23 protein-coding genes are annotated in these 26,927 nt (G+C 66.9%); 15 read left to right on the plus strand and 8 right to left on the minus strand.

Annotated elements, in window-relative coordinates; genetic code table 11:
• Positions 1-283: 283 nt before the first annotated feature.
• Positions 284-922, minus strand: coding sequence for a YiaD family glycine zipper/OmpA-like lipoprotein (locus J8I34_RS00915; protein ID WP_209805147.1), 639 nt, complete (start codon positions 920-922; stop codon positions 284-286).
• Between the two features lie 361 nt (positions 923-1,283).
• Between J8I34_RS00915 and apbC the strand changes: the two genes are divergently transcribed.
• The 14 genes from apbC (at position 1,284) to J8I34_RS00985 (ending at position 16,832) form a co-directional block, all read left to right on the plus strand.
• Entirely contained in the window at positions 1,284-2,372 is a 1,089-nt protein-coding gene (gene apbC / locus J8I34_RS00920; RefSeq protein WP_209805148.1) for an iron-sulfur cluster carrier protein ApbC, read from the plus strand.
• Between the two features lie 27 nt (positions 2,373-2,399).
• Positions 2,400-2,948 carry a DUF3305 domain-containing protein gene (locus J8I34_RS00925; protein ID WP_209769575.1) on the plus strand — a complete coding sequence of 183 codons (549 nt, stop codon included), beginning with the start codon at positions 2,400-2,402 and terminating at the stop codon, positions 2,946-2,948.
• A 21-nt stretch (positions 2,949-2,969) separates the two neighbouring features.
• Positions 2,970-3,653: a DUF3306 domain-containing protein gene (locus tag J8I34_RS00930; protein ID WP_209805149.1), complete on the plus strand. Its 684-nt coding sequence runs from the start codon at positions 2,970-2,972 to the stop codon at positions 3,651-3,653.
• A gap of 97 nt (positions 3,654-3,750) precedes the next feature.
• On the plus strand, positions 3,751-5,976 hold the full coding sequence (locus tag J8I34_RS00935) for a 4Fe-4S binding protein (protein WP_209805150.1): 2,226 nt from the start codon (positions 3,751-3,753) through the stop codon (positions 5,974-5,976).
• Between the two features lie 27 nt (positions 5,977-6,003).
• A complete protein-coding gene (locus tag J8I34_RS00940; protein WP_029046082.1) occupies positions 6,004-6,636 on the plus strand; it encodes a TorD/DmsD family molecular chaperone in 633 nt (210 codons plus the stop codon).
• A 123-nt stretch (positions 6,637-6,759) separates the two neighbouring features.
• The gene (locus J8I34_RS00945) at positions 6,760-6,975 is read left to right on the plus strand and encodes a formate dehydrogenase (protein ID WP_209805151.1); all 216 of its coding nucleotides are present in this window, start codon (positions 6,760-6,762) and stop codon (positions 6,973-6,975) included.
• Positions 6,976-7,044: 69 nt separating this feature from the next.
• Positions 7,045-10,083: a molybdopterin-dependent oxidoreductase gene (locus J8I34_RS00950; RefSeq protein ID WP_209769585.1), complete on the plus strand. Its 3,039-nt coding sequence runs from the start codon at positions 7,045-7,047 to the stop codon at positions 10,081-10,083.
• Positions 10,084-10,109: 26 nt separating this feature from the next.
• Complete coding sequence (gene fdh3B, locus J8I34_RS00955; protein ID WP_029046084.1) at positions 10,110-10,853, plus strand: formate dehydrogenase FDH3 subunit beta; 744 nt, start codon at positions 10,110-10,112, stop codon at positions 10,851-10,853.
• Positions 10,850-11,086, plus strand: a complete 237-nt coding sequence (locus J8I34_RS00960; RefSeq protein WP_029046085.1) for a hypothetical protein — start codon at positions 10,850-10,852, stop codon at positions 11,084-11,086. Before fdh3B ends, J8I34_RS00960 begins: the two co-directional genes overlap by 4 nt.
• Before the next feature lie 64 nt (positions 11,087-11,150).
• On the plus strand, positions 11,151-12,383 hold the full coding sequence (locus tag J8I34_RS00965; protein ID WP_209805152.1) for a formate dehydrogenase subunit gamma: 1,233 nt from the start codon (positions 11,151-11,153) through the stop codon (positions 12,381-12,383).
• Positions 12,384-12,420: 37 nt separating this feature from the next.
• Complete coding sequence (locus J8I34_RS00970; RefSeq protein ID WP_209805153.1) at positions 12,421-12,819, plus strand: hypothetical protein; 399 nt, start codon at positions 12,421-12,423, stop codon at positions 12,817-12,819.
• A gap of 64 nt (positions 12,820-12,883) precedes the next feature.
• Positions 12,884-13,714, plus strand: coding sequence for a formate dehydrogenase accessory sulfurtransferase FdhD (locus J8I34_RS00975; RefSeq protein WP_209805154.1), 831 nt, complete (start codon positions 12,884-12,886; stop codon positions 13,712-13,714).
• 118 nt (positions 13,715-13,832) lie between these two features.
• Entirely contained in the window at positions 13,833-14,399 is a 567-nt protein-coding gene (gene dcd / locus J8I34_RS00980) for a dCTP deaminase (RefSeq protein WP_029046089.1), read from the plus strand.
• 162 nt (positions 14,400-14,561) lie between these two features.
• Positions 14,562-16,832 (plus strand): arginine/lysine/ornithine decarboxylase, encoded by a 2,271-nt coding sequence (locus J8I34_RS00985; protein WP_029046090.1) that lies wholly within the window; start codon positions 14,562-14,564, stop codon positions 16,830-16,832.
• Between the two features lie 59 nt (positions 16,833-16,891).
• Here the strand turns inward: J8I34_RS00985 and J8I34_RS00990 are convergent, their stop codons facing one another.
• The 6 genes from J8I34_RS00990 to J8I34_RS01015 form a co-directional block, all read right to left on the minus strand.
• A complete protein-coding gene (locus J8I34_RS00990; protein ID WP_371748027.1) occupies positions 16,892-17,095 on the minus strand; it encodes a PIN domain-containing protein in 204 nt (67 codons plus the stop codon).
• Positions 17,096-17,237: 142 nt separating this feature from the next.
• Positions 17,238-18,959, minus strand: a complete 1,722-nt coding sequence (locus J8I34_RS00995; protein ID WP_209805155.1) for a TRAP transporter large permease — start codon at positions 18,957-18,959, stop codon at positions 17,238-17,240.
• 12 nt (positions 18,960-18,971) lie between these two features.
• Positions 18,972-19,571 (minus strand): TRAP transporter small permease subunit, encoded by a 600-nt coding sequence (locus tag J8I34_RS01000; protein ID WP_029046093.1) that lies wholly within the window; start codon positions 19,569-19,571, stop codon positions 18,972-18,974.
• A 311-nt stretch (positions 19,572-19,882) separates the two neighbouring features.
• Positions 19,883-21,301, minus strand: a complete 1,419-nt coding sequence (gene argH, locus J8I34_RS01005; protein ID WP_029046094.1) for an argininosuccinate lyase — start codon at positions 21,299-21,301, stop codon at positions 19,883-19,885.
• A gap of 132 nt (positions 21,302-21,433) precedes the next feature.
• The gene (locus J8I34_RS01010) at positions 21,434-22,180 is read right to left on the minus strand and encodes an anti-sigma factor (RefSeq protein ID WP_029046095.1); all 747 of its coding nucleotides are present in this window, start codon (positions 22,178-22,180) and stop codon (positions 21,434-21,436) included.
• Entirely contained in the window at positions 22,177-22,776 is a 600-nt protein-coding gene (locus tag J8I34_RS01015; RefSeq protein WP_029046096.1) for an RNA polymerase sigma factor, read from the minus strand. Before J8I34_RS01015 ends, J8I34_RS01010 begins: the two co-directional genes overlap by 4 nt.
• 144 nt (positions 22,777-22,920) lie before the next feature.
• Here J8I34_RS01015 and J8I34_RS01020 point away from each other — a divergent pair, with 144 nt between their 5' ends.
• On the plus strand, positions 22,921-23,532 hold the full coding sequence (locus J8I34_RS01020) for a ferritin-like domain-containing protein (protein ID WP_029046097.1): 612 nt from the start codon (positions 22,921-22,923) through the stop codon (positions 23,530-23,532).
• A gap of 244 nt (positions 23,533-23,776) precedes the next feature.
• Here the strand turns inward: J8I34_RS01020 and ppc are convergent, their stop codons facing one another.
• Positions 23,777-26,869 carry a phosphoenolpyruvate carboxylase gene (gene ppc, locus J8I34_RS01025; RefSeq protein WP_209805156.1) on the minus strand — a complete coding sequence of 1,031 codons (3,093 nt, stop codon included), beginning with the start codon at positions 26,867-26,869 and terminating at the stop codon, positions 23,777-23,779.
• Positions 26,870-26,927 lie beyond the last annotated feature (58 nt).

A 26,927-nucleotide genomic window follows, 5' to 3' on the forward strand; every position in this document is an offset into this window, starting at 1 on the left:
CAGGAGCGGGGAATATCAGTGGCGACGGCGCTGCGCGCGGCGCGGGCGCGTGCCGGGGAGGGGTATTTTAGCAACGTCGTGCCGCAGGTGCGCCGGTTCCGCATGGCGGAATTCTCCGAAGCGGCGCGGGAAGTTTGCTGCAAGCGGCCAAAAAAAAGCGCCGGTCAGAGCCGGCGCAGCTTTCCACAACGGAAAAGGAGGAGAAATCAGGCACCGCCCGGGAGGTCAGCCACCCATCGCGAGCCAGCAACGGTGGCAAGCGGTACCTGTTTCTATGACTAGGTCATCCCTGAATTGGTTTCAAAAAAATTTCGACGCGGCGATTTTGTTGCCGGCCGGCCTCGGTGGCGTTGTCTGCAACGGGCTGGGCCTGGCCCCGGCCCTCGGCCGTCAGGCGGTTCCGTGCGACGCCGCGGTCACCCAGGTAGCTCGCCACGCTCTGCGCCCGGCGCTGCGACAGCTGCATGTTGTAGCTGGGATTGCCGGTGCTGTCGGTATGGCCCACGACATTGGCGCTGACTTCCTGGTGCTGGCCCAGTGTCTGGGCGACCTGGTCGAGCACGGAGCGGAACGACGGCTTGATGCTGGCGCTGTCAGTATCGAAGGTCACCTGGCTGGGGATATTCACCTTCAGCGAGCCGTCCGGCTGCTCGCTGATCTGGGTGCCAGTGCCGGCGGTGTCCTTGTTCAGCTTGCCGCGGATGGCATTCCAGTTGTAGCCGGTCGCACCGCCAACGGCACCGCCCACGGCCGCGCCGACCAGCGTGCCGGTGGTATTGCCGCCGATCAGGTTGCCAAGCCCGGCGCCCACGGCGGCGCCTACGCCGGTACCGACCGCAGTATGGGTCTGCTGTTCGGTGGCGCAACCCGCGGCCAGCAGGGTGGCGGCGGCGAGCGAGACAGTGACGAGCTTGATCTTCATGCTTTCTCCTTCTGATGTTCCCGTAAATGTTCCTGGTACCGCATGCGGATGGTAACTCCATGGCGATACCGCAGATAACCCTTTGTACGCGTTGGCGGCGGCGCGGCCGGCGCGGTGGCCAATGCCGGGTGCCTGTCCGCCCAACCGCACTACAATATGGATATGGCGGCGCGCGCACAAGTGCAAGGTTGTGAGATTTGTAAATGTCTGTAATTCCACACCTGGCGCAGGGGTTTCCACGCGCTTCTCCGGCTACCCATGGCCGGTGCTTCATACTTTGATACATTGGGTGCTAGTCCAGCCGGTGGCGCCGACCGTACGGGCCATCCCCCACATCCAGAAAAACCAAGCGGAGTTTGTCTTGAGCGTCAGCACTGAGCAGGTCACCGAAGCCCTGCGCACCGTCATCGATCCCAACACGGGCAAGGACCTGGTGTCCACGCGCTCGGCCCGGAACATCCGGGTCGACGGCGGCGAGGTTTCGCTGGAAATCGAACTCGGCTATCCCGCCAGGAGCCAGCTGGATCCGATCCGCAAGCTGGTGGTTGCCGCGGTGCGGGAAGTGCCGGGCGTCACCAACGTCAGCGTGGCCGTGACCATGAAGATCGTCGCGCACGCGGTGCAGCGGGGCGTCAAGCTGCTGCCGGGCGTGAAGAACGTGATTGCCGTCGCCTCGGGCAAGGGCGGGGTGGGCAAGTCGACCACCGCCGTCAACCTGGGGCTGGCGCTGGCCGCCGAGGGCGCACGCGTGGGCATGCTCGATGCCGATATCTACGGCCCCAGCCTGCCGATGATGCTCGGCATCGACGGCCGCCCGGAATCCGCCGACGGCCAGACCATGGAGCCGCTGGAGGGCCACGGCGTGCAGGCCAACTCGATCGGCTTCCTGATCGAGCAGGACAACCCGATGGTGTGGCGCGGGCCGATGGTCACCTCGGCGCTGGAGCAGCTGCTGCGCCAGACCAACTGGCACGACCTCGACTACCTGATCGTCGACATGCCGCCGGGTACCGGCGATATCCAGCTGACGCTGTCGCAGAAGGTGCCGGTCACCGGCGCGGTGATCGTGACCACGCCGCAGGACATCGCGCTGCTCGATGCCAAGAAAGGCCTGAAGATGTTCGAGAAGGTGGGCATCCCGATCCTCGGCATCGTCGAGAACATGGCGGTGTACTGCTGCCCGAACTGCGGCCACGTCGAGCATATCTTCGGCCATGGCGGCGGCGAGAAGATGTGCGCCGACTATGGCGTGGAGCTGCTGGGCAGCCTGCCGCTGAACCTGCAGATCCGCGAGCAGGCCGATTCGGGCCGCCCCACCGTGGTGGCCGAGCCCGACAGTCCCGTGGCCGAGCTGTACCGCGGCATCGCGCGCAAGGTGGCGATCAAGGTCGCCGACAAGGCGCGCGACATGACCAGCAAGTTCCCGAGCATCGTCGTGCAGAACACCTGAGCGCGCGGCTTGCCGCGCCAGAGAGCCATGGAAGCCGAAACCACGTCCGTGCCACAGCCGCCGCCACCCGGCGCCCGTCCCGCCGTCACCATGGCGGTGGTGATGCGCAAGGTTGCGCTGGCCAGCCGCTGGCAGCCCTGGAAGTGGCAACTCGATGCGGTGCTGCCGGACCTGGGCGAGTTCGGCACGCAGGCGGTCTGCCTCGAGCACGACGACCACGGCGCGCGCTGGCTGTATCCCGGCTACGAGGTCGAGCTGTTCCGCGACCAGGGCGAGGGCTACTACCTGAACCTGACCTCGACCACGCCATGCTGGTTCGTGCTGTGGCGCATGCCCGAGGACGAGGACGGCGGCGGCACCGGTGAAGACGCCCACCCGGTGCCGATGACGGTCACGCTGTCATACAACGAAGCCGGCCGCTGGCTCGACGCCGGCGAGATCGTCGAGAACGTGCCGCTGGCGCCGGAGCAGCGCGACTGGCTGCAGGCCTACGTCAGCGAGCATTACCGGCCCGAGCCCAAGCAGCGGCGCCGGCCCGAATCCTTCAAGGCGCCGCAGGACCGCGCGCGCTACTGACCCTACTGTTCGAACAGGCCGATGAGCGATTCGTCCTTCCTGTCACGCTGGTCGCGCCGCAAGGCCGCGGTGCGAGAGGGCGTGGCCGTGCCGGCGGAGCCGGCGCAGCCTGCCGAGGCGTCATCGTTGCCCGTGCCACCGGAAGGTGCGGCCGCGGTGCCGGAGGCCGAGCCAGAAGTTCCGCCGCCGACGCTGGCGGACGTGGCCGCGCTGCGCCCTGGCGACAACATCGCCCGCTTCGTCGCGCGCGGCGTCGATGAATCGGTCAAGCGCGCCGCGCTCAAGACGTTGTTTGCCGATCCGCACTTCAATGTGATGGATGGCCTCGATACCTACATCGACGACTACAGCAAGCCCGACCCGATCCCGCCCGAGATCCTGCGCCAGCTGCGCCAGGCCGAGTCGCTGGCGCTGTTCGAGCCGACCGACGAGGAGCGCGCGGCAGCCCAGGCGGCCGCCGCCGCACAGCCGGACGCACCGGCGGATGCACAAGTGGATGCACAAGTGGATGCACAAGTGGATGCACAAGTGGACGCTAAACCGGACGCCCAAGCGTACGATGTACCGCCGGCGGCGCCTGCCTTGGTAAGCGACCCGGCCGGTGCTACGGACATACCCGCATCCTCCGAAACGCCGCCGCCGGTGGCCAGTCAAAGCGCAAAACAGGGCCCGCAAGACCCGCAAGATCTGGATAAGTGCGCGTAGCCCGACCGGGCAGCGCAGCCTACAATAGGCATCCCACAATCCGCCGGGCCGCAGATCCTCGCAAGAAGGACGTCCGGACCGGTCAGCCGCATTCGCCATGCCGACGCTGATCTGCAATTGCAACGACACCATGCCGCTTGACGGGGCGGCGCTGTCGGAAGCCTGTCAGGGCCCGCAACAAGGCCCGCAACAAGGCCCGCAACACGGTCCGCAACACGGTCCGCAACACGGTCCGCTTAAGGTCCACCATCTGCTGTGCCGGCGCGAAATTGGCGCCTTCACCGCGGCGCTGGACGGCACCGACGATGTCATCGTGGCCTGCACGCAGGAGCGCGCGCTGTTTACCGAAGTCGCCGCGCAGACCGCGCAAGGCCAGGATGGGCGGCCGGTGGTGACCGCGCCCGTCCGCTTCGTCAATATCCGAGAAACCGGCGGCTGGTCGCAGGGCGCGCGGCGCGATCCGCGGACCGCCAATGCCAAGATTGCCGCGCTGCTGGCGGTGGCCGCGTTGCCCGAGCCGGAGCCGGTGCCCGTGGTCGACTACCGCTCCGACGGTACGGTGCTGGTGCTGGGCCCCGCGCAGCGCGCGCTGCCCTGGGCCGAGCGTCTCGCTGCCATGCAGTTCGAGGTCACGGTGCTGCTGACGGGCAGCGCACCGGGCGAGGGCGCTGCCGCGCAGCCGGCCGCGCGCGCCTGGCCGGTCCACAGCGGCCGGCTGGCAGCGCTCAGCGGCTGGCTCGGCGCCTTCGAAGCCAGCTGGGAAACCGGCGCGGGACGCAGCAACCCGATCGACCTCGACCTGTGCACCCGCTGCAACGCCTGCATCGACGCCTGCCCCGAAAATGCGATCGATTTCAGCTATCAGATCGACCTGTCACGCTGCCGCTCGCATCGCGACTGCGTGCGCGCCTGCGGCGCGGCCGCGGCCATCGACTTCGACCGGCCGCAGGGCACCATGCAAGGCCGCTTCGACCTGATCTTCGACCTGTGCGACCAGCCTGCCTTCACCATGCACCAGCCGCCGCAAGGCTACCTGCACGCCGGCGCGGATCCGGCGCGACAGCAAGCACTGGCATTGACGCTGGTGGGCCTGGTAGGCGAGTTCGAGAAGCCAAAGTTCTTCCGCTACAAGGACAGCCTGTGCGCGCATGGCCGCAACCAGACCACCGGCTGCACGGCCTGTATCGACATTTGCTCGACCCAGGCGATCCAGTCGCGCTGGCATGACGGCAAGGGCCGCATCGAAGTCACGCCCAACCTGTGCATGGGCTGCGGGGCCTGCACCACAGTGTGCCCCAGCGGCGCCATCAGCTACGGCTATCCCGGTCCCGAGACCACTGGCGCGCGGCTGCGCACGCTGCTGGCGGCCTACCGGCAGGCCGGCGCGCGCGACCCGATCGTGCTGCTGCACGGCGAGGAATATGGCACGCCCGCCTTGCTGGCGCTGGGCCGCGCCGCGCGCGCGGGCCGTGCCGCAGGCGTGCCCGCCAATGTGATGCCGCTGTCGCTGTTCCACCCGGCCGCGGCCGGGCTGGAGCTGTGGCTGGCCGCGCTGTGCTGGGGCGCCAGCGGCGTGGCGGTGCTGCTGACCGGCGACGAGGCGCCGCAATACCGCACCGCGCTGCGCGAGCAGATGGAAGTCGGCCGCGCATTGCTGGCGGGGCTGGGTTATGACGCCGAAGTGCTGTCGCTGGTCGATGCGACCGGCACGCCGTCACTGGATGCCGGCCTGTCTGCGTTGCGTCCGGGCCGCAATGCGCTGCCGCCGGCGCCGTTCGGCGCCGTTGCGGCCAAGCGCGAGATGCTGGACTTCGTGCTTGAGCATCTGGTGCGCCACGCGCCGGTGCCCGCCGACATCGTGCCGCTGCCGGCGGCCGCGCCGATCGGCGCGATTGCCGTCGATACCGGCAAGTGCACCTTGTGCATGGCGTGCGTCGGCGCCTGCCCGTCGCAGGCCCTGCGCGACAACCCCGAGCGCCCCGTGCTCAGCCTGATCGAACGAAACTGCGTGCAGTGCGGCCTGTGCGAGAAGACCTGCCCGGAAGATGCGATTACGCTGGTGCCGCGCCTGCTGGCCGGTGATGCCGCGCGCCGTCCGGTCACGCTCAACGAGACCCAGCCGTTCCATTGCGTGCGCTGCGCCAAGCCGTTCGGCACGGCACAGATGGTGGAGTCAATGCTGGTCCGGCTTGCTGGCCACCCGGCGTTTGCCGGCGCAGCCGCCGAACGGCTGAAGATGTGCCCGGATTGCCGCGTGATCGACATGATGGAGCACGATACTGGCACCGGCAGCGGCATTGTGGGCGGCGCCACGCTGCGCTGAGTCGCCATCGACACAATTCATCACGACATGACAGATTTCCAGCCGATCCAGCTCACTGCCGCGTCGCCCGCCGAAGATGCCGAGGACACCGCCCGCGCCGACTTGTACGGCCTGCTGGCCACGCTGTTCTATCGCGCCCCCGATGCCGCGCTGCTGCACCACATCGCGGCCAACCGCGCTGTCGGCGAAGACGCCGATACGGTACTGGGGAAGGCCTGGAATGCGTTGTGCGACGCAGCATCGGAGACCACTGCGGCGGAGTCTGAAGAGGAATACCGGCAACTATTCGTCGGCGTGGGCAAGCAGGACGTGTTCCTGTATGGCTCGTTCTACCTGACCGGCTTCCTCAACGAGCGCCCGCTGGTGGCGCTGCGCGAAGACCTGGCCCGCTATGGCCTGGAGCGCCATGAGGAAGTGAGCGAGACCGAAGACCACATCGCCACGTTGTGCGAGGTGATGCGCTTCCTGGTGGCAGGCGAGGACCTGTCGGTGTCCAACCTCGGCGAGCAGCAGCGCTTCTACGCGAAGCACATGCAGCCGTGGGTCGGGAAATTGTGCGATGCAGTGATCGCGCACCCGCAGGCGCGCTTCTATCGCAGTGTCGCCGGATTGCTTGCCGCCTTTGCCAATGTCGAGGCGCTGGCGCTGGAGATGAGCTGAGGCCGCTGTAAGTCAGGAAAAACCCTTGCATATCATGGTCTTTCCTGCGAGATGCTCCTAGAATATGCATAACAACGCATAACGGCGAAACCATCGGGCTTTGACAGCCGAGGAGCCCCCCACATGAGAGAGAAGCCAACCCGGGTCGCGCGCCGCTCGTTTCTCGCGGGCGCTGGAGTTGTGGCTGCCGCAACGGGCGCGGCAGCGCTGACAGCGCGTGGACCGGCACTACCGGACCAGGCCGCCGCTCTGCCGGATCCCGCCGACACCCCGTCGGACAACAAGGGCTACCGGGTCTCGGAACACATTCGCAAGTACTACCGGACCACACTGGTGTAAATGCCAGGGCGGCGTGGTTCGCCGCGCCGCCAGCAAACGGACGGCTCTCGTCCGCATCTGAGGTGAGACATGATCTTGACCCGCAAACGCGCGGCGCAGGGCGCATCCGCCCGCCTCGCTGACGGCCTCGCCAACCGGCACGACCCTGCCGGCGCGCAAGCCGGAACCGGACGCCTCTCACAGCGGCTTGCCGCAGGCCTGGCCGGCGCCATGCCGACCATGGACCGGCGCGGCTTCCTCAAACGCTCGGGCATCGGCGTCGGTGCCGGCCTGGCGGCGTCGCAGCTGACGCTGCTGCGCAAGGCCGATGCCGCCGACGACAAGAAAGGCGCCGCCGAGGGCAAGAGCGGCATCGTCGTGCGACGCACCGTATGCGGCCACTGCTCGGTCGGCTGCGCGGTCGACGCGGTGGTGCAGAACGGCGTGTGGATCCGCCAGGAACCGGTGTTCGATTCGCCCCTTAACCTGGGCGCGCACTGCGCCAAGGGCGCCGCGCTGCGCGAACACGGCCATGGCGAATACCGGTTGAAGTACCCGATGAAGCTGGTCAACGGCAAGTACCAGCGCATCGGCTGGGACCAGGCGCTCGACGAGATCACCGCGAAGATGAAGGAGATCCGCCAGCAGACCGGCCCGGACTCGCTGTTCTTCATCGGCTCGTCCAAGCACAGCAACGAGCAGTCCTACCTGCTGCGCAAGTGGGTCTCGTTCTTTGGCACCAACAACACCGACCACCAGGCGCGCATCTGCCACTCGACCACCGTGGCGGGCGTGGCCAATACCTGGGGCTACGGTGCGATGACGAACTCATACAACGATATGCAGAACTCGAAGGCTGCGTTGTATATCGGTTCGAACGCGGCCGAGGCGCACCCGGTATCGATGCTGCACATGCTGCATGCCAAGGAAAATGGCTGCAAGATGATCGTGGTCGATCCGCGCTTCACCCGCACCGCGGCCAAGGCGCATCACTATGTGCGCATCCGCTCGGGCACCGACATCGCCTTCCTGTTCGGCATGCTGTACCACATCTTCAAGAACGGCTGGGAAGACCAGAAGTATCTGAGCGACCGCGTCTATGGCATGGACAAGGTCAAGGAAGAGGTGCTGGCCAAGTGGACGCCCGACAAGGTCGAGGAAGTGACCGGCGTGCCCGAGGCACAGGTCTACCTGGTCGCCGAGACCATGGCCAAGAACCGCCCCAGCACGCTGGTGTGGTGCATGGGCCAGACCCAGCACACCATCGGCAACGCGATCGTGCGCGCGTCGTGCATCGTGCAACTGGCGCTGGGCAATATCGGCGTGAGCGGCGGCGGTGCCAATATCTTCCGTGGTCATGACAACGTGCAGGGTGCCACCGACGTCGGCCCCAACCCCGACTCGCTGCCCGGCTACTACGGCCTGGCCACCGGCGCGTGGAAGCACTACGCGGCGGTGTGGGGCGTGGACTACGAATGGATCAAGAAGCAGTTCGCCTCGCAGACGATGATGGAGAAGTCCGGCACCACGGTGTCGCGCTGGATCGATATCGTTACCGAGAAGAACGAGTTGATCGACCAGGACAACAACGTGCGCGGCGTGTTTTTCTGGGGCCATGCGCCCAACTCGCAGACGCGCGGGCTGGAGATGAAGAAGGCGCTGGACAAGCTCGATCTGCTGGTGGTGATCGATCCGTATCCGTCAGCGACCGCGGCCATGGCCAACATGCCGCCGGCGGAGGGCGACAAGGTCAATCCGAACCGCGCCGTGTACCTGCTGCCGGCGTGCACGCAGTTCGAGACCTCGGGTACGTGCACGGCATCGAACCGCTCGCTGCAATGGCGCGAGAAGGTCATCGAGCCGCTGTTCGAGTCGATGCCCGACCATACGCTGATGCAGGCGTTCGCTGACAAGCTAGGCTTCGGCAAGGAACTGTCGAAGAACTACAAGATGATCGAGGTCAAGCGCGCCGGCCGCACCTGGATGGAGCCGGAGCCAGAGTCGATCCTGCGCGAGATCAACGCCAGCAACTGGACCATCGGCTACACCGGCCAGTCGCCGGAGCGTCTGAAGTCGCATATGCGCAATATGCAGATGTTCGACGTCAAGACGCTGCGCTGCAAGCAAGGCAAGGACCCCGTCACGGGCTACGACCTGACCGGCGACTACTTCGGCCTGCCGTGGCCGTGCTACGGCACGCCGGAGCTGAAGCACCCGGGCTCGCCCAACCTGTATGACACCAGCAAGCACGTGATGGATGGCGGCGGCAACTTCCGCGCCAACTTCGGCGTGGAGCGCGACGGCGTCAACCTGCTGGCCGAGGACGGCTCATATTCATTGGGCGCGGAGATCACCACCGGCTATCCGGAATTCGACCACGTGCTGCTGAAGAAGCTGGGCTGGTGGGACGACCTGACCGACGCCGAGAAGGCCAAGGCCGAAGGCAAGAACTGGAAGACCGACCTTTCCGGAGGCATCCAGCGCGTGGTGCTGAAGAACCATGGTTGCCATCCGTTCGGCAACGCCAAGGCGCGCGCGGTGGTGTGGAACTTCCCCGACCCGATCCCGCAACACCGCGAGCCGCTGTATTCCACGCGGGCCGACATGGTCGCCAAGTACCCGACCCACGACGACAAGATGGCGTTCTGGCGGCTGCCGACGCTGTACAAGTCGGTGCAGCAGCGCAATATCGAGAACAAGGTCTACGAGAAGTTCCCGATCATCCTGACCTCCGGGCGGCTGGTCGAGTACGAGGGCGGTGGCGAGGAAACCCGTTCCAACCCGTGGCTGGCCGAGCTGCAGCAGGAGAACTTCGTCGAGATCAACCCGCGCGCGGCCTCCGATCGCGGCATCCGCAATGGCGACTTCTGCTGGGTCAGGACGCCGACCGGCGCCGCGCTGAAAGTGCGCGCGCTGGTGACCGAGCGGGTCGGGCCGGATACCGCCTTCATCCCGTTCCACTTCTCGGGCTGGTGGCAGGGCAAGGACCTGAAGGACTACTACCCCGAAGGCGCGATGCCGGTGGTGCGGGGCGAAGCCGTCAACACCGCCACCACGTATGGCTATGACTCGGTGACGATGATGCAGGAGACCAAGACCACCGTTTGCCAGATCGAGCGGTTTGCATAAGTCACAGGACAGGGCAGAGGAACATCATGGCACGCATGAAATTCATCTGTGACGCCGAGCGCTGCATCGAGTGCAACAGCTGCGTCACGGCCTGCAAGAACGAGCACGAGGTGCCGTGGGGTGTGAACCGGCGCCGCGTGGTCACCGTCAACGATGGCATGGTTGGCGCCGAGAAATCGATCTCGGTGGCCTGCATGCACTGCTCCGACGCACCGTGCATGGCGGTGTGCCCGGTCGACTGCTTCTACCGCACCGACGACGGCGTGGTGCTGCACGACAAGGACGTCTGCATCGGCTGCGGCTACTGCTCGTACGCCTGCCCGTTCGGCGCGCCGCAGTTCCCGTCAACCGGCACCTTCGGCGTGCGCGGCAAGATGGACAAGTGCACGTTCTGCGCCGGCGGTCCGGAGAAGAACGGCAGCGAGGCCGAGTTCGAGAAGTACGGGCGCAACCGGCTGGCCGAAGGCAAGCTGCCCCTGTGCGCCGAGATGTGCTCGACCAAGGCGCTGCTGGGCGGCGACGGCGATGTGATCGCAGACATCCTGCGCAACCGCGTGATCAAGCGCGGCACCGGCGGCGACGTGTTCGGCTGGGGCACGGCCTATGGCGTGCCCAAGGCCGCGCCAGGGGCGCCGGCAGCGCCGGCTGGCCCCGCCGGGCCGGACGCGCCCGGGGCTCGCACCACACCAGCCGCGCCAACCCCGGCTGCCGCGCCGGCTGCACCGACTACCCCAGCCGCAACCGGCGCTCCGGGAGGCCAGTCATCATGAACCGCACCAGCGCCATCCTCCTGTTGACACTGTGCGGCGCGCTGCTGGCCGCGTGCGGCGAAAAGCCGCAGACCATCAACCAGTCGCACCGCAAGGCCGACGCCCAGGCCTACCAGGGCGCGCCCGACGACCCCTTCGTCGCCAAGGGCTGGACCGCGGGCGACAAGACCAGCTGGCATAACCAGATCCGCCAGCGCAACCAGTACCAGAACGAGTACAACCGCGTGCAATGAATGCGCCGCAGTGGGGAGACGGTGCCATCCGCGCGCCTGCTCCCGATGACCTGAAGGAGGGCGTATGACGCCGTCGCACAATGCATGCCACAGCGGGCAGGGCGCCGGATGGCGCCGCTGGCTGGCGGCCGGCGCGCTGGCACTGATGGCCGTGGCCGGCAGCGCCGCGGCCCAGGCTCCCGCACCGGGGCCGTCGACCGGCCCGGCCACCGCGTCGGGCAGCGCCGATGCCAACAACCCGGCCACGCATCCGGCCCAGCCGCTGGCTGGCATCGCATCGCAAAACATCTTCGACGTGCCGCCCCGTGACATCGCCGCCGAGGCCCGCTCGCAGCAGGAGCGCACTGTCACGCAGCCCGGCAACAACGCGCCGGTATGGCGCGAGGTCAATTCGGACCAGCGCCACTACAGCAGCCTGCCCGACAAGGAAGCCGGCGTGCTGATCCAGCGCGCCGGACAGCAATGGCGCCTGTTCCGCAACGGCGTGATCACCGTCTGGGGCGGCTGGCTGCTGCTGGTGGTGCCGCTGGCCATCCTCGGCTTCTACCTGTGGCGCGGCACCATCCCGCTGCGCGAGCCGCGCACCGGCCGCATGATCGAACGCTTCACGCCGCTGGAGCGCATTATCCACTGGACCATGGCGATCTCGTTCGTGGTGCTGGCGGTGTCGGGCATCGTCATGCTGCTCGGCAAGCATTTCCTGCTGCCGCTGATGGGGCACATGCTGTTCGGCTGGCTCAGCTACATCCTGAAGAACCTGCATAACGTGGTCGGGCCGATCTTCACGCTGTCGGTGATCGTCGCCTTCGTGGTGTTCGTGCGCGATAACCTGCCCAGCCGCGACGACGTGCGCTGGGTCACCCGCCTTGGCGGGCTGACGTCCGGCAAGCACGTGCCGAGCGGGCGCTTCAACGCCGGCGAGAAGATGTGGTTCTGGGTCGGCGTGTTTATCTTCGGCATTGTGCTGTCGGCCTCGGGCTGGGTGCTCGACATGATCGTGCCGGGCATGGACTACTACCGCGCGACCATGCAGATCGCCAACGTGATCCATGGCATTTCCGCCGTGCTGATGATCGCGATGGCGTGCGGCCATATCTACATGGGCACGGTCGGCATGGAAGGCGCCTACCGCGCCATGCGCGACGGCTGGGTCGACGAGGCGTGGGCAAAGGAGCATCACGAGCTCTGGTACGACGACATCCAGTCCGGCAAGATCCCGGCGCAGCGTTCGCCCGGTCCGGCCAGTCCGGATGCGGCGTCCGGCCGGGCCGCACGGCAAACCCCGGGCGAAGCTTGAGCAGGCAGGACACCCAACACTTCGGGAAGCATCGACCATGACACGCACCCTGACGTTGATCGCCCTGGCCGCCGGCGCCACGTTGAGCGCCGGCGCGCTGGCCAAGCTGCCGCCACCCAGCGAAGCCCAGCAGGCCAAGGCTGCCGAGACGAAGGCCCGCGCCGCCTGGTCGGACAAGGTCGCTGCCTTCCAGTTGTGCCGTGCGCAGGACAGGATCGCGACACGCTACTATGCCGAACGCCAGGCGCAGGGCAAGGACGCGCGCGCGGCGGTGCAGACGGCGGCGTGTGCCGATCCGGGACCATTTGTCGCGCCCGTTTCCGCGACACCCCCGGCGGCGCCCCCGACAGCGCCGGTGCCCGCGGTCGCGAGCACCGGTCCCGACGCCAAACCGGTTGCGCCCGGCGCGGTACAATCCCCCGCAAAGGCACCGTAAACGCAGCCCCGATGCTCGCCTGGACGGCACGGGGCACCTTCCAGCAGCCCTGAGCCTTCCTGTCATGATCCTGCGTCCCGAGCTTACCCAGGCAGCCGTTCCGCTGATCGAAGAGGTCGAAGTCGTCGACGAGCAAGGCCGCGTGCGCGCGGCCTACCTGCCGGGCGAGCGCCCGCTGACGGTCTACCTGGACAAGCGCGAGCTGGTCACGCTGATGACGCTGGGCGGCGCTCCCGAGCACCTTGTGCTGGGCTACCTGCGCAACCAGCGGCTGGTCGAATCGATCGAGGACATTGCCGCGGTACAGGTCGACTGGGAAACCGAATCCGCCGCCGTCACCACCCGCACCGGCGTCGACCGCATCGAGGAACGCACCGCGCGCCGCGTGGTGACCACCGGCTGCGGGCAGGGCACGGTGTTCGGCTCGCTGCTGGACGAGGTCGACAATATCCGCCTGCCGGTGGACACCACGCTCGACCAGGACACGCTGTACGGCATTATCGACACCATCCGGCTGCAGCAGTCGGTCTACAAGCAGGCCGGCTCGGTCCATGGCTGCGCGCTGTTCAAGGGGACCGAGCTGTTGATGTTCGTCGAGGATGTCGGCCGCCATAATGCGGTCGACGCCATTGCCGGGCGCATGTGGCTGGAGGGCATGACCGGCACCGACAAGATCTTCTACACCACCGGCCGCCTGACCTCCGAAATGGTCATCAAGGGCGCGCAGATGGGTATCCCGTTCCTGCTGTCGCGCTCCGGCGTGACGCAGATGGGCTACCAGATGGCCAAACGGGTCAACCTGACATTGTTCGCGCGCTGCACCGGCAAGCATTTCCTCCTCTACACGGGGCGCGAACGGTTCCGTCATCGGATTCCCGAAGACGCAGTCGCTTGAGTGCGTCTCAAACGCCACTTCATGGCCCGGCGACGGATGCGGCGTTGTCTCAACGGAACGCAGGCGGAATGGTTGTACAATGCGGCGCACTCCGAGCCAGTGTGTCTACCTCCCAACTATGAGCATCAAATCCGACAAATGGATCCGCCGCATGGCGGAGCAGCACGGCATGATCGAGCCGTTCGAGCCAGGCCAGGTCCGGGAGGCCGACGGGCGCAAGATCGTGTCGTACGGCACTTCGAGCTACGGCTACGACATCCGCTGTGCCGACGAATTCAAGATCTTCACCAATATCAACAGCACCATCGTCGACCCGAAGAATTTCGACGAGAAGTCGTTCGTGGACTTCAAGGGTGATGTCTGCATCATTCCGCCGAATTCCTTCGCGCTGGCGCGGACGATGGAGTATTTCCGCATCCCGCGCAGCGTGCTGACCATCTGCCTGGGCAAGAGCACCTATGCCCGCTGCGGCATCATCGTCAACGTGACCCCGTTCGAGCCGGAATGGGAAGGTTATGTGACGCTGGAGTTCTCCAACACCACGCCGCTGCCCGCCAAGATCTATGCCGGCGAAGGCTGTGCCCAGGTGCTGTTCTTCGAGAGCGACGAAGTCTGCGAGACCTCGTATGCCGACCGGGGCGGCAAGTACCAGGGCCAGCACGGTGTCACACTGCCGAAGACCTGAGCGCATTACAATGCCGGCGTTTGCCGGAACGGCCGCTGCGCGATGACCGCGCGGGGGCGCCAAGACCTGACGTGAGAGCCACATGCCGCCGTCGCAGGGGAACCCCCGCGGGCCATGTGGCTCAAGTCCTTTATGTCCTGCTGCTTTCCATAAGGATGCCCGATGAAATTCCGCTTCCCCGTCATCATCATTGACGAAGACTTCCGCTCCGAGAACATCTCAGGCTCGGGCATCCGCGCGCTGGCCGAGGCGATCGAGAAAGAGGGCATGGAGGTCATGGGGCTGACCAGCTACGGCGACCTGACGTCGTTCGCGCAGCAGGCCAGCCGCGCCTCGACCTTTATCGTGTCGATCGACGACGATGAGTTCGTGCGCGACGACGACCAGCCTGAAGCCGCTGCGATCGAGAAGCTGCGCGCCTTTGTTGCCGAAGTGCGCCGCCGCAACTCTGACCTGCCGATCTTCCTGTACGGCGAAACCCGCACCTCGCGCCATATCCCCAACGATATCCTGCGCGAGCTGCACGGCTTCATCCACATGTTCGAGGACACGCCGGAGTTCGTCGCGCGCCACATCATCCGCGAGGCCAAGGTCTACCTCGACACGCTGGCGCCGCCGTTCTTCAAGGCGCTGATCGACTACGCGCAGGACAGCTCGTATTCGTGGCACTGCCCCGGCCACTCGGGCGGCGTGGCGTTCCTGAAAAGCCCGGTGGGCCAGGTCTTCCACCAGTTCTTCGGCGAGAACATGCTGCGCGCCGACGTCTGCAACGCGGTGGACGAACTCGGCCAGCTGCTCGACCACACCGGACCGGTGGCCGCGTCCGAGCGCAACGCCGCGCGCATCTTCAATTCGGACCACATGTTCTTCGTCACCAACGGCACCTCGACGTCGAACAAGATGGTGTGGCACGCCAACGTGGCGCCGGGCGATATCGTGGTGGTGGACCGCAACTGCCACAAGTCGATCCTGCACGCGATCATGATGACCGGCGCGATCCCCGTGTTCCTGATGCCGACGCGCAACCACTACGGCATCATCGGCCCGATCCCGAAGAGCGAGTTCGATCCCGAGACCATCCGCCGCAAGATCGCCAACCACCCGTTCGCCAGCAAGGCCAAGAACCAGAAGCCGCGCATCCTGACCATCACGCAGGGCACCTACGACGGCGTGCTGTACAACGCCGAGCAGATCAAGGAAATGCTGGCCGCCGAGATCGACACCCTGCATTTCGATGAAGCGTGGCTGCCGCACGCAGCGTTCCACGACTTCTATCACAACATGCACGCGATCGGTAAGGGCCGCCCGCGCAGCAAGGACGCGCTGGTGTTCGCCACGCAGTCCACGCACAAGCTGCTGGCCGGCCTGTCGCAGGCCTCGCAGATCCTCGTGCAAGACTCCGAGACACGCAAGCTGGACCGCTACCGCTTCAACGAGGCGTACCTGATGCACACCTCGACCAGCCCGCAGTATTCGATCATTGCCTCGTGCGATGTGGCGGCGGCGATGATGGAAGCGCCTGGCGGCACCGCGCTGGTGGAAGAAAGCATCCAGGAGGCCATGGACTTCCGCCGCGCCATGCGCAAGGTGGAGGGCGAGTACGACGCCGGCCATAACGGCGACTGGTGGTTCAAGGTGTGGGGTCCGGACGCGCTGATCGAAGACGGCATCGGCGATCGCGAAGAGTGGATGCTGAAGGCCAACGAGCGCTGGCACGGCTTCGGCGACCTCGCCGACGGCTTCAACCTGCTCGACCCGATCAAGGCCACCATCATCACCCCGGGTCTGGACGTGGATGGCGAGTTCAGCGAGCGCGGTATCCCGGCGGCGATTGTCACCAAGTACCTGGCCGAGCACGGCATCATCATCGAGAAGACGGGCCTGTACTCGTTCTTCATCATGTTCACCATCGGCATCACCAAGGGCCGCTGGAACTCGCTGGTGACCGAGCTGCAGCAGTTCAAGGACGACTACGACCAGAACCAGCCGCTGTGGCGCGTGCTGCCGGAGTTCGTCGGCAAGTATCCGCAGTACGAGCGCATGGGCCTGCGTGACCTGTGCGATGCGATCCACAGCGTGTACAAGGCCAACGATGTGGCGCGCGTGACCACCGAGATGTACCTGTCGGACATGGAGCCGGCGATGAAGCCGTCGGATGCGTGGGCAATGATGGCGCACCGCGAGATCGAGCGCGTGCCGGTCGACGACCTCGAAGGCCGCGTCACCGCGATCTTGCTGACGCCGTACCCGCCGGGCATCCCGCTGCTGATCCCGGGCGAGCGCTTCAACCGCACCATCGTGCAGTACCTGAAGTTCGCACGCGAGTTCAACAAGCTGTTCCCGGGATTCGAGACCGATATCCACGGGCTGGTGGAGGACGAGGTGGACGGCAAGAAGGCTTACTTCGTGGACTGCGTGAAGCAGGTAGCCTGAGCTGTAAGCGAATCCGGCACTGGAAGAAGCCCCGCGCATGCGGGGCTTTTTCTATCTAGTCAGCTGAACGGATTCAACAGCTCCGCCCCCGTCCCGCTGAAATCCTCCACATTCCGCGTGACAATCGTCAGGTCATGGATCAGCGCCGTCGCAGCAATGAACTTGTCCAGGGCATGCTCCGGACGCGGCACGCGTAGCCGGCCCCATATCTGGGCGACATCGGCATCGATCGGCAACACATGCCGGCCGAAATCCTGCAGCACCGCCGTCAGCCATTGCTCCAGCGCCTGGGCCTGCGCCGTGCCCGCGTGCTGGCCGATAAGCCGATTCGCAATGCGCGAAAGAAAAAAAGCCCCGCAGCGGTTGCGGGGCTTTTCGACCTTGCGGGTCCGGACGATGCCGGCTCTAGTTCTTCTTTTTCTCGAACTCGAACTGGGGCACCGACGGCTCGCTCTCCGCGGCTGGCTGGGCCGGCAACTCCAGACCTTCGCCGCCGCCCGCTTGCCCGGCCGGCGCCGGCACCGACAGGCTCGGCGCCGATGGCTTGGGACCGGCGCTATCCAGGTCGATGCTCAGGTCACGCGTGATGCTGCGGTCCTGGGCCTTGTGGCCGCCGGTCGCAACCAGGCCCGGGAAGACGATGATCAACGCCACCATGATCAGCTGGATGGCCACGAACGGCACCGCACCCCAGTAGATGTCCGACGTCTTCACCTCGCGCGGCGCCACCGAGCGCAGGTAGAACAGCGAAAAGCCGAACGGCGGGTGCATGAACGAAGTCTGCATGTTCACCGCCAGCAGTACGCCGAACCAGATCAGGTCGATGCCGAGCTTGTCCGCCACCGGCCCCACCAGCGGCACCAGGATAAAGGCAAGCTCGAAGAAGTCCAGGAAGAACGCCAGCAGGAAGAACAGCACGTTGACTGCGACCAGGAAGCCGGTCTGGCCGCCCGGCAGGGCGGTCAGCAGGTGCTCCACCCAGATATGGCCGTCCACGCCGTAGAAGGTCAGCGAGAACACCCGTGCGCCGATCAGAATGAAGATCACGAAGGCCGACAGCTTGAGCGTCGCCTCCATTGCCTGCCGGGTCAGCCCCAGATCCAGGCGGCGCTTCAGCAGGGCCAGCACCAGCGCGCCCAGCGCGCCCATGCCGCCGCCTTCGGTCGGCGTGGCCACGCCGACGAAGATGGTGCCGAGCACCAGGAAGATCAGCGCCAGCGGCGGGATCAGCACGAAGGTGACCTTTTCGGCCATGTGCGACAGCAGGTTCAGCTTCAGCGCCTTGTTGATCACCGCCAGCACGAAGGCGAACAGGATCGCCGCGCCCACCGAGATCACCAGGCGCTCGTCCAGCGGCGCCTCCGGCTTGTACATCTTGTCCACCGCCACGCCTACCGCGACCGACAGCGCGGTCAGCACCAGTACCGACGCCGCGCCACTCTTGCCGCTGGGCTCGCGGAAGGTGCGTGCCTCGATCGGCAGCGCCGGCGCCGCGCTCGGCTTGATCAGCGTGACCAGCAGCACGTAGCCCATGTACATGCCCGTCAGCACCAGGCCCGGCACGAACGCGCCCTTATACATGTCGCCCACCGAGCGGCCAAGCTGGTCGGCCAGCACGATCAGCACCAGCGACGGCGGGATGATCTGTGCCAGCGTGCCCGAGGCGGCGATCACGCCCGATGCCAGCCGCTTGTCGTACTTGTACTTCAGCATCAGCGGCAGCGAGATCAGGCCCATCGAGATCACCGAGGCCGCCACCACGCCGGTGGTTGCCGCCAGCAGCGCGCCGACGAAGATCACCGCATAGGCCAGGCCGCCCCGGATCGGGCCGAACAGCTGGCCGATGGTGTCAAGCAGGTCTTCGGCCATCCCGGATCGCTCGAGGATCAGGCCCATGAAGGTGAAGAACGGGATCGCCAGCAGCGTGTCGTTCTCCATGATGCCGAACAGCCGGCTGGGGAGGGCCTGCAGCAGCTCGGGCGGCAGCATGCCCAACTCGATACCGATAAAGGCGAACAGCAGGCCGTTGGCGGCCAGCGCGAAAGCGATCGGGAAGCCCGACAGCAGGAATACGACCAGCGAAGCGAACATGATCGGGGCCATGTTCGCGATCAGGAATTGCGTCATCGTGCGCGCCCCTTATTGTTTTTCGGACGGACCGGGCTGGTTGGCCTGCGCGATCGCGGCGATCTCCAGCGCCGGGTCGACGGCGTGCTTGCGGAATGCCGAGAATGGCAGCTCGCCCTTCAGGTACGCAAAGCGCTTGATCAGTTCGGACAGGCCCTGCAGGATCAGCAGCAGGAAGCCCGCGGCGATCAGGAATTTGGCGGGCCAGCGGATCAGGCCTCCGGCATTGCCGGACATCTCATGGCCGACATAAGACAGCCAGAAGTAGGGGATCGCCAGCCAGAGGATGATGGCCGAGATCGGCAGCAGGAAAAACAGGATGCCGAAGATATCGATCCAGACCTGGGTGCGTTCGGAGAAGCGGCCGGCGATGACGTCGATGCGCACATGTTCGTCACGCATCAGCGTGTAGGGGGCGCCGAGCAGGAACACGCCGGCGAACATATACCATTGCAGTTCGAGCCATGCGTTGGAACTGATGCTGAAGGTGTAGCGAATGATGGCGTTACCTGCGCAGACCAGTACGGCCAGCAGGATCAGCCATTTCGCCCATTGCCCGATGAATTCATTCACGGCGTCGATAAGCCGCGAGATCCTCATAAGGAGAGACATGTGATCGTCCTAGGGATTGGGGATACAGGGGTGGCGCGTTAGTTTACGGCGTCACTTGTCCTACATCTTTAGGGTGAATCCCCAGTGCATCACATTTGCGGCCGCGCTTGCAGCGAACAGGCACTAATGCACGCGGAATTGCGGCGAATTCCGTATTTTCTGGGCGGCATTGCCCCGAGGTGGAATAACCGCTTCGTGGAAATAACAACAGTGTCGGTGCGAACGCGCACAGAAAAGACAAAACGGGAGCGCGCGCTCCCGTTTGTCATGACCGGCGTGGGGGTGGGCGCAGGGCGCCGCCCTCCTGGCCGTCAGGCGTTCAGTGCCTTGCGCGCGTCGGCAATGGCAGCGCGCACCTGGTCCGGCGCGGTGCCGCCAATATGGTTGCGCGCGGCGACCGAGCCTTCCAGCGTCAGCACGGTGTGCACGTCGTCGCCGATCAGCGCGGCCTTGTCGCCCAGGCCGGACACGTCGCGCAGCTCGGCCACGGTCAGGTCGGCCAGGTCGCACTGGCGGCTGTCGCAGGCACGGACAGCGTGGGCGACGGCCTCGTGCGCGTCGCGGAAGGGCAGGCCCTTCTTGACCAGGTAGTCGGCCAGGTCGGTGGCGGTGGCGTAGCCCTGCAGCGCGGCGGCGCGCATCGCTTCCGGCTTGACGGTGATGCCCGGCACCATGTCGGCGAAGATGCGCAGCGTGTCCACGATGGTGTCGACGGTGTCGAACAGCGGCTCCTTGTCTTCCTGGTTGTCCTTGTTGTACGCCAGCGGCTGGCCCTTCATCAGGGTCAGCAGGCCGATCAGGTGGCCGTTGACGCGGCCGGTCTTGCCGCGCGCCAGCTCGGGCACGTCGGGGTTCTTCTTCTGCGGCATGATCGAGCTGCCGGTGCAGAAGCGGTCGGCAATGTCGATAAAGCCGACGCGCGGGCTCATCCACAGCACCAGCTCTTCCGAGAATCGCGACACGTGGGTCATCACCAGCGCGGCGGCGGCGCAGAATTCGATGGCGAAGTCGCGGTCCGACACGGCATCCAGCGAATTGCGGCAGACGCCGTCGAAGCCCAGCTGCTGCGCCACGAACTCGCGGTCGATCGGGTAGCTGGTGCCGGCCAGCGCGGCGGCGCCCAGGGGCAGGCGGTTGACGCGCTTGCGGCAGTCGGCCATGCGCTCGGCATCGCGGGTGAACATTTCCACGTAGGCCAGCAGGTGGTGGCCGAAGGTAACCGGCTGCGCCACCTGCAGGTGGGTGAATCCGGGCAGGATGGTGTCGGCGTTCTGGTCGGCCAGGTCGAGCAGCGAGGTGCGCAGCGCGCCGAGCAGGGAGATGATGTTGTCGATCTCGCTGCGCAGCCACAGGCGGATATCGGTCGCGACCTGGTCATTGCGCGAGCGGCCGGTGTGCAGGCGCTTGCCGGCATCGCCCACCAGCGCGGTCAGGCGCGCCTCGATATTCAGGTGGACGTCTTCCAGGTCCAGCTTCCATTCGAAGCTGCCGGCCTCGATCTCGCCCTTGATCTGGGCCATGCCGCGTTCGATCTCGGCGCGGTCGGCCTCGGCGATGATGCCCTGTTTCGCCAGCATGGCCGCGTGGGCCAGCGAACCCTGGATGTCGAACAGGGCCAGGCGCTTGTCGAAGAACACCGAGGCGGTGTAGCGCTTCACCAGGTCGGACATCGGTTCGGAGAAGCGGGCGGACCAGGCTTCGCCTTTCTTGGCAAGTTGGGAGGTGGACATGGACGTCGGCTGCAGTGGTTCGCCGCGGGCGGCCGGCGCGTGAGCGTCGGCGGGCGCAAGCGAATTGGAGAATTTGGGAAAAGGGCGATTATATCGTCCGCCGGGGGCATGGCGGCGCCGGCCGGGCGCCGGTTACAGCGGGTTGTGGAGCACAGGCCCCTTGAACACCACCGGGCCGCTCGGCCCGTCGGCACTGGGCGAGCCGCCGGTCGGCTCGATACTGACCGCCAGCGCCGGCACCGCGGCAGGGGGCTCCGCCAGCGCGAGGCGGGCCTGCGGCGCCCGGCCGATCACGCCGAGCGAGCGCGGCTTGCCGTCGGCCGGCAGGGCCCACAGCTGCAGCACCTGCCGCTCGCTCAGTTCCAGGTGATCCAGGCGTCGCACGATCAGGCTGCGTGCGCTTGCGTCCCACGACACCAGCATGGCGGGCTGGGCGTGGTCGTCGTTGAGCACGGCGATGATCGCGGCCGGCGCGGCCTCGCGCTGCTGTCCCACCTGCATGCCGATCCCGATCGACAGCACCGCCACCACGGCCATTGCCGCCGCCGCGCCGCGCCAGAAAAGCGGGGTCGACCACAGCCGCTGCCACCACCCGGCCGCCGGTTCGGCCATCGGCGGCCCCGGCGCCAGACTCTCAACGGGCGCCTTCCAGCCCAGCCGTGTTTCGATGCCGCACCAGACCTTGTCGACCGGTTCCGCCGTCGCCTGCAGCTCGGACACGCCGGCCAGCCGGTCCTGCCAGCGCAGGATGGCGGCGTGCACCGCCGGTTCTTCGCGCGCGAGGTGTTCCATGCGCCGGCGCGCGCCACCGCGCAGCACGCCCAGCGCGTACTGGGCGGCAAGGCGGTCGAGCAGCTCGGGATGGGCGGCCAGCTTCATGTCGCCGCCTCCATGCAGTGGCGCAGCCGTTCCAGGCCGCGGCGCACCCAGGACTTGACCGTGCCCAGCGGCACGCGCAGCCGCGCCGCCAGTTCGGCATGGCTCAGGTCGTGCAGGTACGCCAGCACGATGGCCTGGCGCTGCGCCTGCTCCAGCCGTTGCAGGCAGCGGTTCAGCGCGCGCGCCTGCTGGCTGGCATCGGCGAGCTCGGCGGGCCCGGCGGCGTCGTCGGCCAGCCACTCGCCCAGGTCTTCTTCCAGCTCGACGGTCTGCGCAATGCGCGCGGCGGCGGCGCGGCGCAGGCAGTCGAGCGCCCGGTTGCGCACGATCGCGGTCATCCAGGTCATCGGCGCGGCCAGGTGCGGCCGGTAGTCGCCGGCGTGGTGCCAGATGCTGACAAAGCTTTCCTGCACGACGTCCTCCGCCCAATCGCGCCTGCCAGTGATACGCAGCGCGAGGCCAAACAGTTTCGTTGCGGTGAGGTCATAGAGGCCGCGCAGTGCCTGGCGGTCGCCCACGGCCACGGCCTGCAGCAGTGCCTCCAGCCGATCGGGACTGGCAGGCGCGGCATAGGACGGCTGGGGGGCGGACGGCACCGGGACGGGTCCTCGCAAGGGAGCTTTGCCGGATTATAGGTAGCGCCGCATCCAAAAGCGCGGCGCGTGCGTAGAAGTGACAGGCGCAAGCCCGGCACCCCGGCCAACGGGGCGCCACGTTGTCATCCCTCACAGGAGAACACCATGGACCGCATGTCACAGACACCCGCGCACGAGGCGGGAACCATCGTCACGCTGCCGGATGCCCGCCGGCGGGGCTTGCTCAAGGCGCCCGGCCTGTTCGCGCTCGGCTCGCTGGCCGTCATCACGCTCGGGGAGTCGATGCCGGCATGGGCGCAGACGCAGTCGGGCAGCACCAAGGACGACATCAATATCCTCAATACCGCGCTGGGGCTGGAGTACCAGGCGATCGCCGCCTACCAGGTCGGCGCAGAAAGCGGCCTCTTGCAGAAGCCGGTGCTGGCCACCGCGGTCAAGTTCCAGGACCACCACAAGGCCCATGCGCAGGTGCTGGCCGGGACGGTGTCGAAGCTGGGTGGGACGCCGGTGGTGGCGAAGAAAGCCTTGGAATACAAGTTCCCGACCGAGAGCCTGAAGAACCAGGCCGATGTGCTGCGCTTTGCCGCGGGGCTGGAGAAGGGTGCGACCGCCGCCTACCTGGGCGTGCTGCCGAACTTCCACAACCGCGAGCTGACCCGGGCCGCCGGCAGCATCCTCGGGGACGAGGCAATGCACTGGGCCGTCCTGCTGCATGCGCTGGGAGAGGACCCGGTGCCGGGTGCGTTTGTGGGCTGAGGTCGGCTGAGGTCGGCAACGCTTGCCGATTGTTTGCTCCCCTCTCCCGCTAGCGGGAGAGGGGCAGGGGGTGAGGGCGGGCGTTGGCAGGACTGCAGGGGGTCGATTTGCCGGCAGATCGGGGTCTGGCACCGGGGAGGCCGCCGCCCGTTGCAGGCGCCAGCCCTCACCCCCGGCCCCTCTCCCACTTGCGCGGAAGAGGGGAGCAAACCGGCAGCCCGCTTTCGTCTTATGCCAGCGGTCGTCACCCCGTATTGCGCAACCCCGCCGCCACCCCATTGATCGTCAGGTGGATCCCCCGCCGGACACGGATATCATCCCCGTCCTTGCCCGCCCGGTAGCGCTTCAGCAGCTCCACCTGCAAGTGGTTCAGCGGATCCAGGTAGGCAAACCGGTTCTTGATCGAGCGCGCCAGCAGCGGGTTGTCCGCCAGCCGGTCCTGGTGCCCGGTGATCAGCGCGAGCATCTCGCTGGTCAGGTGCCATTCCTTGCTGATGCGGTTGAACACATTGCGGCGCAGCGCCGCGTCATCGCACAGCTGCGCATAGCGCGAAGCCACCGCCAGGTCGGTCTTGGCCAGCACCATGTCCATGTTGGACAGCAGCGTGGAGAAGAACGGCCAGGTCTTGACCATGCGGCGCAGCGTGGTGACGGCGGACTTGCGTGCCTTGTCGTCCGGCGCGCGGTCCAGCAGCGACTTCACCGCGCTGCCGAAGCCGTACCAGCCCGGCAGCAGCAGCCGGCACTGGCCCCACGAGAAGCCCCACGGGATCGCGCGCAGGTCTTCGATGCGGCGGTGCTTCTTGTCCATCAGCTTGCGCGAGGCCGGGCGCGAACCCAGGTTCAGGTCGGCGATCTCGGTGATCGGCGTGGTGGCGAAGAAGTAGTCCTTGAAGCCCGGGGTCTCGTAGACCAGGTCGCGGTAGGCCGAGAAGGCGCGGTCGGACAGCTGCTGCATCACCGCCTCGAACATGTCGAGATCCTTGGGCGCGTTCTGCTGCGGCAGCAGCGACGCCTCCAGCGTGGCGGCGACCACCGTCTCCAGGTTGCGCCGGCCGATCTCGGCGTTGGCGAACTTGCTGTTGATGATCTCGCCCTGCTCGGTCAGGCGGATCTGGCCGTTGACCGTGCCCGGCGGCTGCGACAGGATCGCGTCGTAGGTGGGACCGCCGCCGCGGCCTACGGTGCCGCCGCGGCCATGGAACAGGCGCAGCTTGACCTTGCGTTCCTCGAACAGCTGCACCAGCGCCAGCTCGGCCTTGTACAACTCCCAGGTGGAGGTCAGGAAGCCGCCGTCCTTGTTGGAGTCCGAATAGCCGAGCATCACTTCCTGCTCGACGCCATGGTGCGCGATCACCGAATCGAAGCCCGGCAGGTCCAGCAGCGACTGCATGATGCCGGCGGCGTTGCGCAAGTCCTCGATGGTCTCGAACAGCGGGATCACCATCAGTTCCATGCGCGCCGGGTCGGTCTTGCTGCCCAGCGTGCCCTGCAGCATGCCCGACTCCTTCTGCAGCAGCATGACCTCGACCAGGTCCGACAGCGTCTCGGTGTGCGAGATGATGTAGTTGCGTGCGATGCGCTTGCCGTAGCGCTTGCGCAGCTCGCGCGCGGCGGCAAAGATCGCCAGTTCCTTGCGGGTCTGCTCGGAGTATTCGTGCCACGGCAGCGTCAGCAGGCGCGGCTGGCGCAGCTCGGCCAGCAGCAGTTCCAGCTTGCGCTGCTCGGGCAGGGCGGCGTAGTCCGGGACGATGCCGGCGGCGGCGAACAGCTCGGCGATGACGGCTTCGTGCACGTCCGACACCTGGCGCATGTCGACCGACGCCAGGTGGAAGCCGAACACGCCAATGGCCCGCGCCAGTGCGTCGATGCGGGCGCCTGCCAGTGCCTGGCCGTGGTTCTCGCGCAGCGAGTCGATCACGACCTGCACGTCGGCGGCGAAGGCTTCGGCGTTGTCATAGGGCTCGGCCGGCGCCACCGGGCGGCGCGGCGCGGCATGGCCGGTCAGCGTCTTGCAGGTGGCGGCCAGGCGCGCGTAGATGCCGATCAGCGCACGGCGATACGGCTCGTCGGCGCGATGCTCGGAATGGTCTGGCGAGCGCTCGGCCAGCGCCAGCAGTTCGGCGCTGGCATCGACCATCAGCGTCGACATCGACAACTCGGCGCCCAGCGCGTGGACTTCATCCAGGTACCAGTCCAGGATCATCTGGGCCTGCTGGCTGGATGCATGCTCCAGGGTCTCGGCGGTCACGTTGGGATTGCCGTCGCGGTCGCCACCGATCCACGAGCCCATCTGCAGGAACGGAGCCAGCGGCGCCTGCTGCGCGCCCGGCGTGCCCTTGCGCTTGCGCGTGGTCGGGAACACCGCGGCGATGTCTTCTTCCAGCTCCGTCATCAGCTGCGGGATGCCGCGCAGGAAGCAGGTGCGGTAGTAAGACAGCGCGTTGTCGATCTCGTCGCCCACCGTCAGGCGCGCGTCGCGCAGCATGCGCGTCTGCCACAGCGTGGTGACCTTGGCGCGCAGCTGGGCCGTGTTGTGCTCGCGCTCGCGCGCGGTCGTCGGCAGGTCGCGCTCGGCCAGCAGGCGGGCGATCTCGCGCTCTGCGTCCAGGATGCTCTTGCGCTGGACTTCGGTCGGGTGCGCGGTCAGCACCGGCACGATCAGCGCCTCGTCCAGGAACTTGCGCAGCTGCTTGCCGGTGACGCCGGCGGCGTCGATCTTCTCCAGCGCGTGCTGCAGGCTGCCGGCCTGCGGCGGCGAGCCGGCCAGCGCATGCACGCGGCGGCGGCGGTTATGGTGCTGGTCCTCGGCGATATTGGCCAGGTGCGAGAAATAGCTGAACGCGCGCACCACCTGGTTGGTCTGGTCGCGCGACAGGCGCTTGAGCAGGCGGTCCAGCTCGGCGCCGGCGGCGCGGTCGTTCTCGCGGCGGAAGCGCACCGCGGTCTGGCGGATGGTCTCGACCACCTCGAAGGCGGCGTCGCCTTCCTGCTCGCGCAGGCAGTCGCCCAGCAGGCGGCCCAGGAAGCGGATGTCCTCGCGCAGCGGCAGGTCCTTGTCGGGGGTGCGGCGGCCGGCGGCGGCCGCGACGGTGGTTCCGTTGCTCGACACGATGGAAAGCTGGGGTTTGGTGACGCGCTTGGCGCGCGACGAGGTGACGCCGCTGGTGCCGTTGGTGCCGCTGCGGCGAGCCGCGCGGGTCGGTTTGGCGGCGGATGCGCCGTTTGCTTCACCCTGGCCAGCGGCCGGATCCTTCGTGGCCGAAGCGCCGGATGTGCCCGAAGCGCCCGAAGCGGCGGACTTGCGGCCAGCGGGGCGCGCAGCGTGCTGCGTCATGCAATCTCCTCGTCTGCTTATCTGATATATGGTGCGGAGCGGCTATTGGGTCGCGTGC

The organism is Cupriavidus phytohabitans, assembly GCF_017815025.1.
Taxonomy (GTDB): Bacteria; Pseudomonadota; Gammaproteobacteria; order Burkholderiales; family Burkholderiaceae; genus Cupriavidus.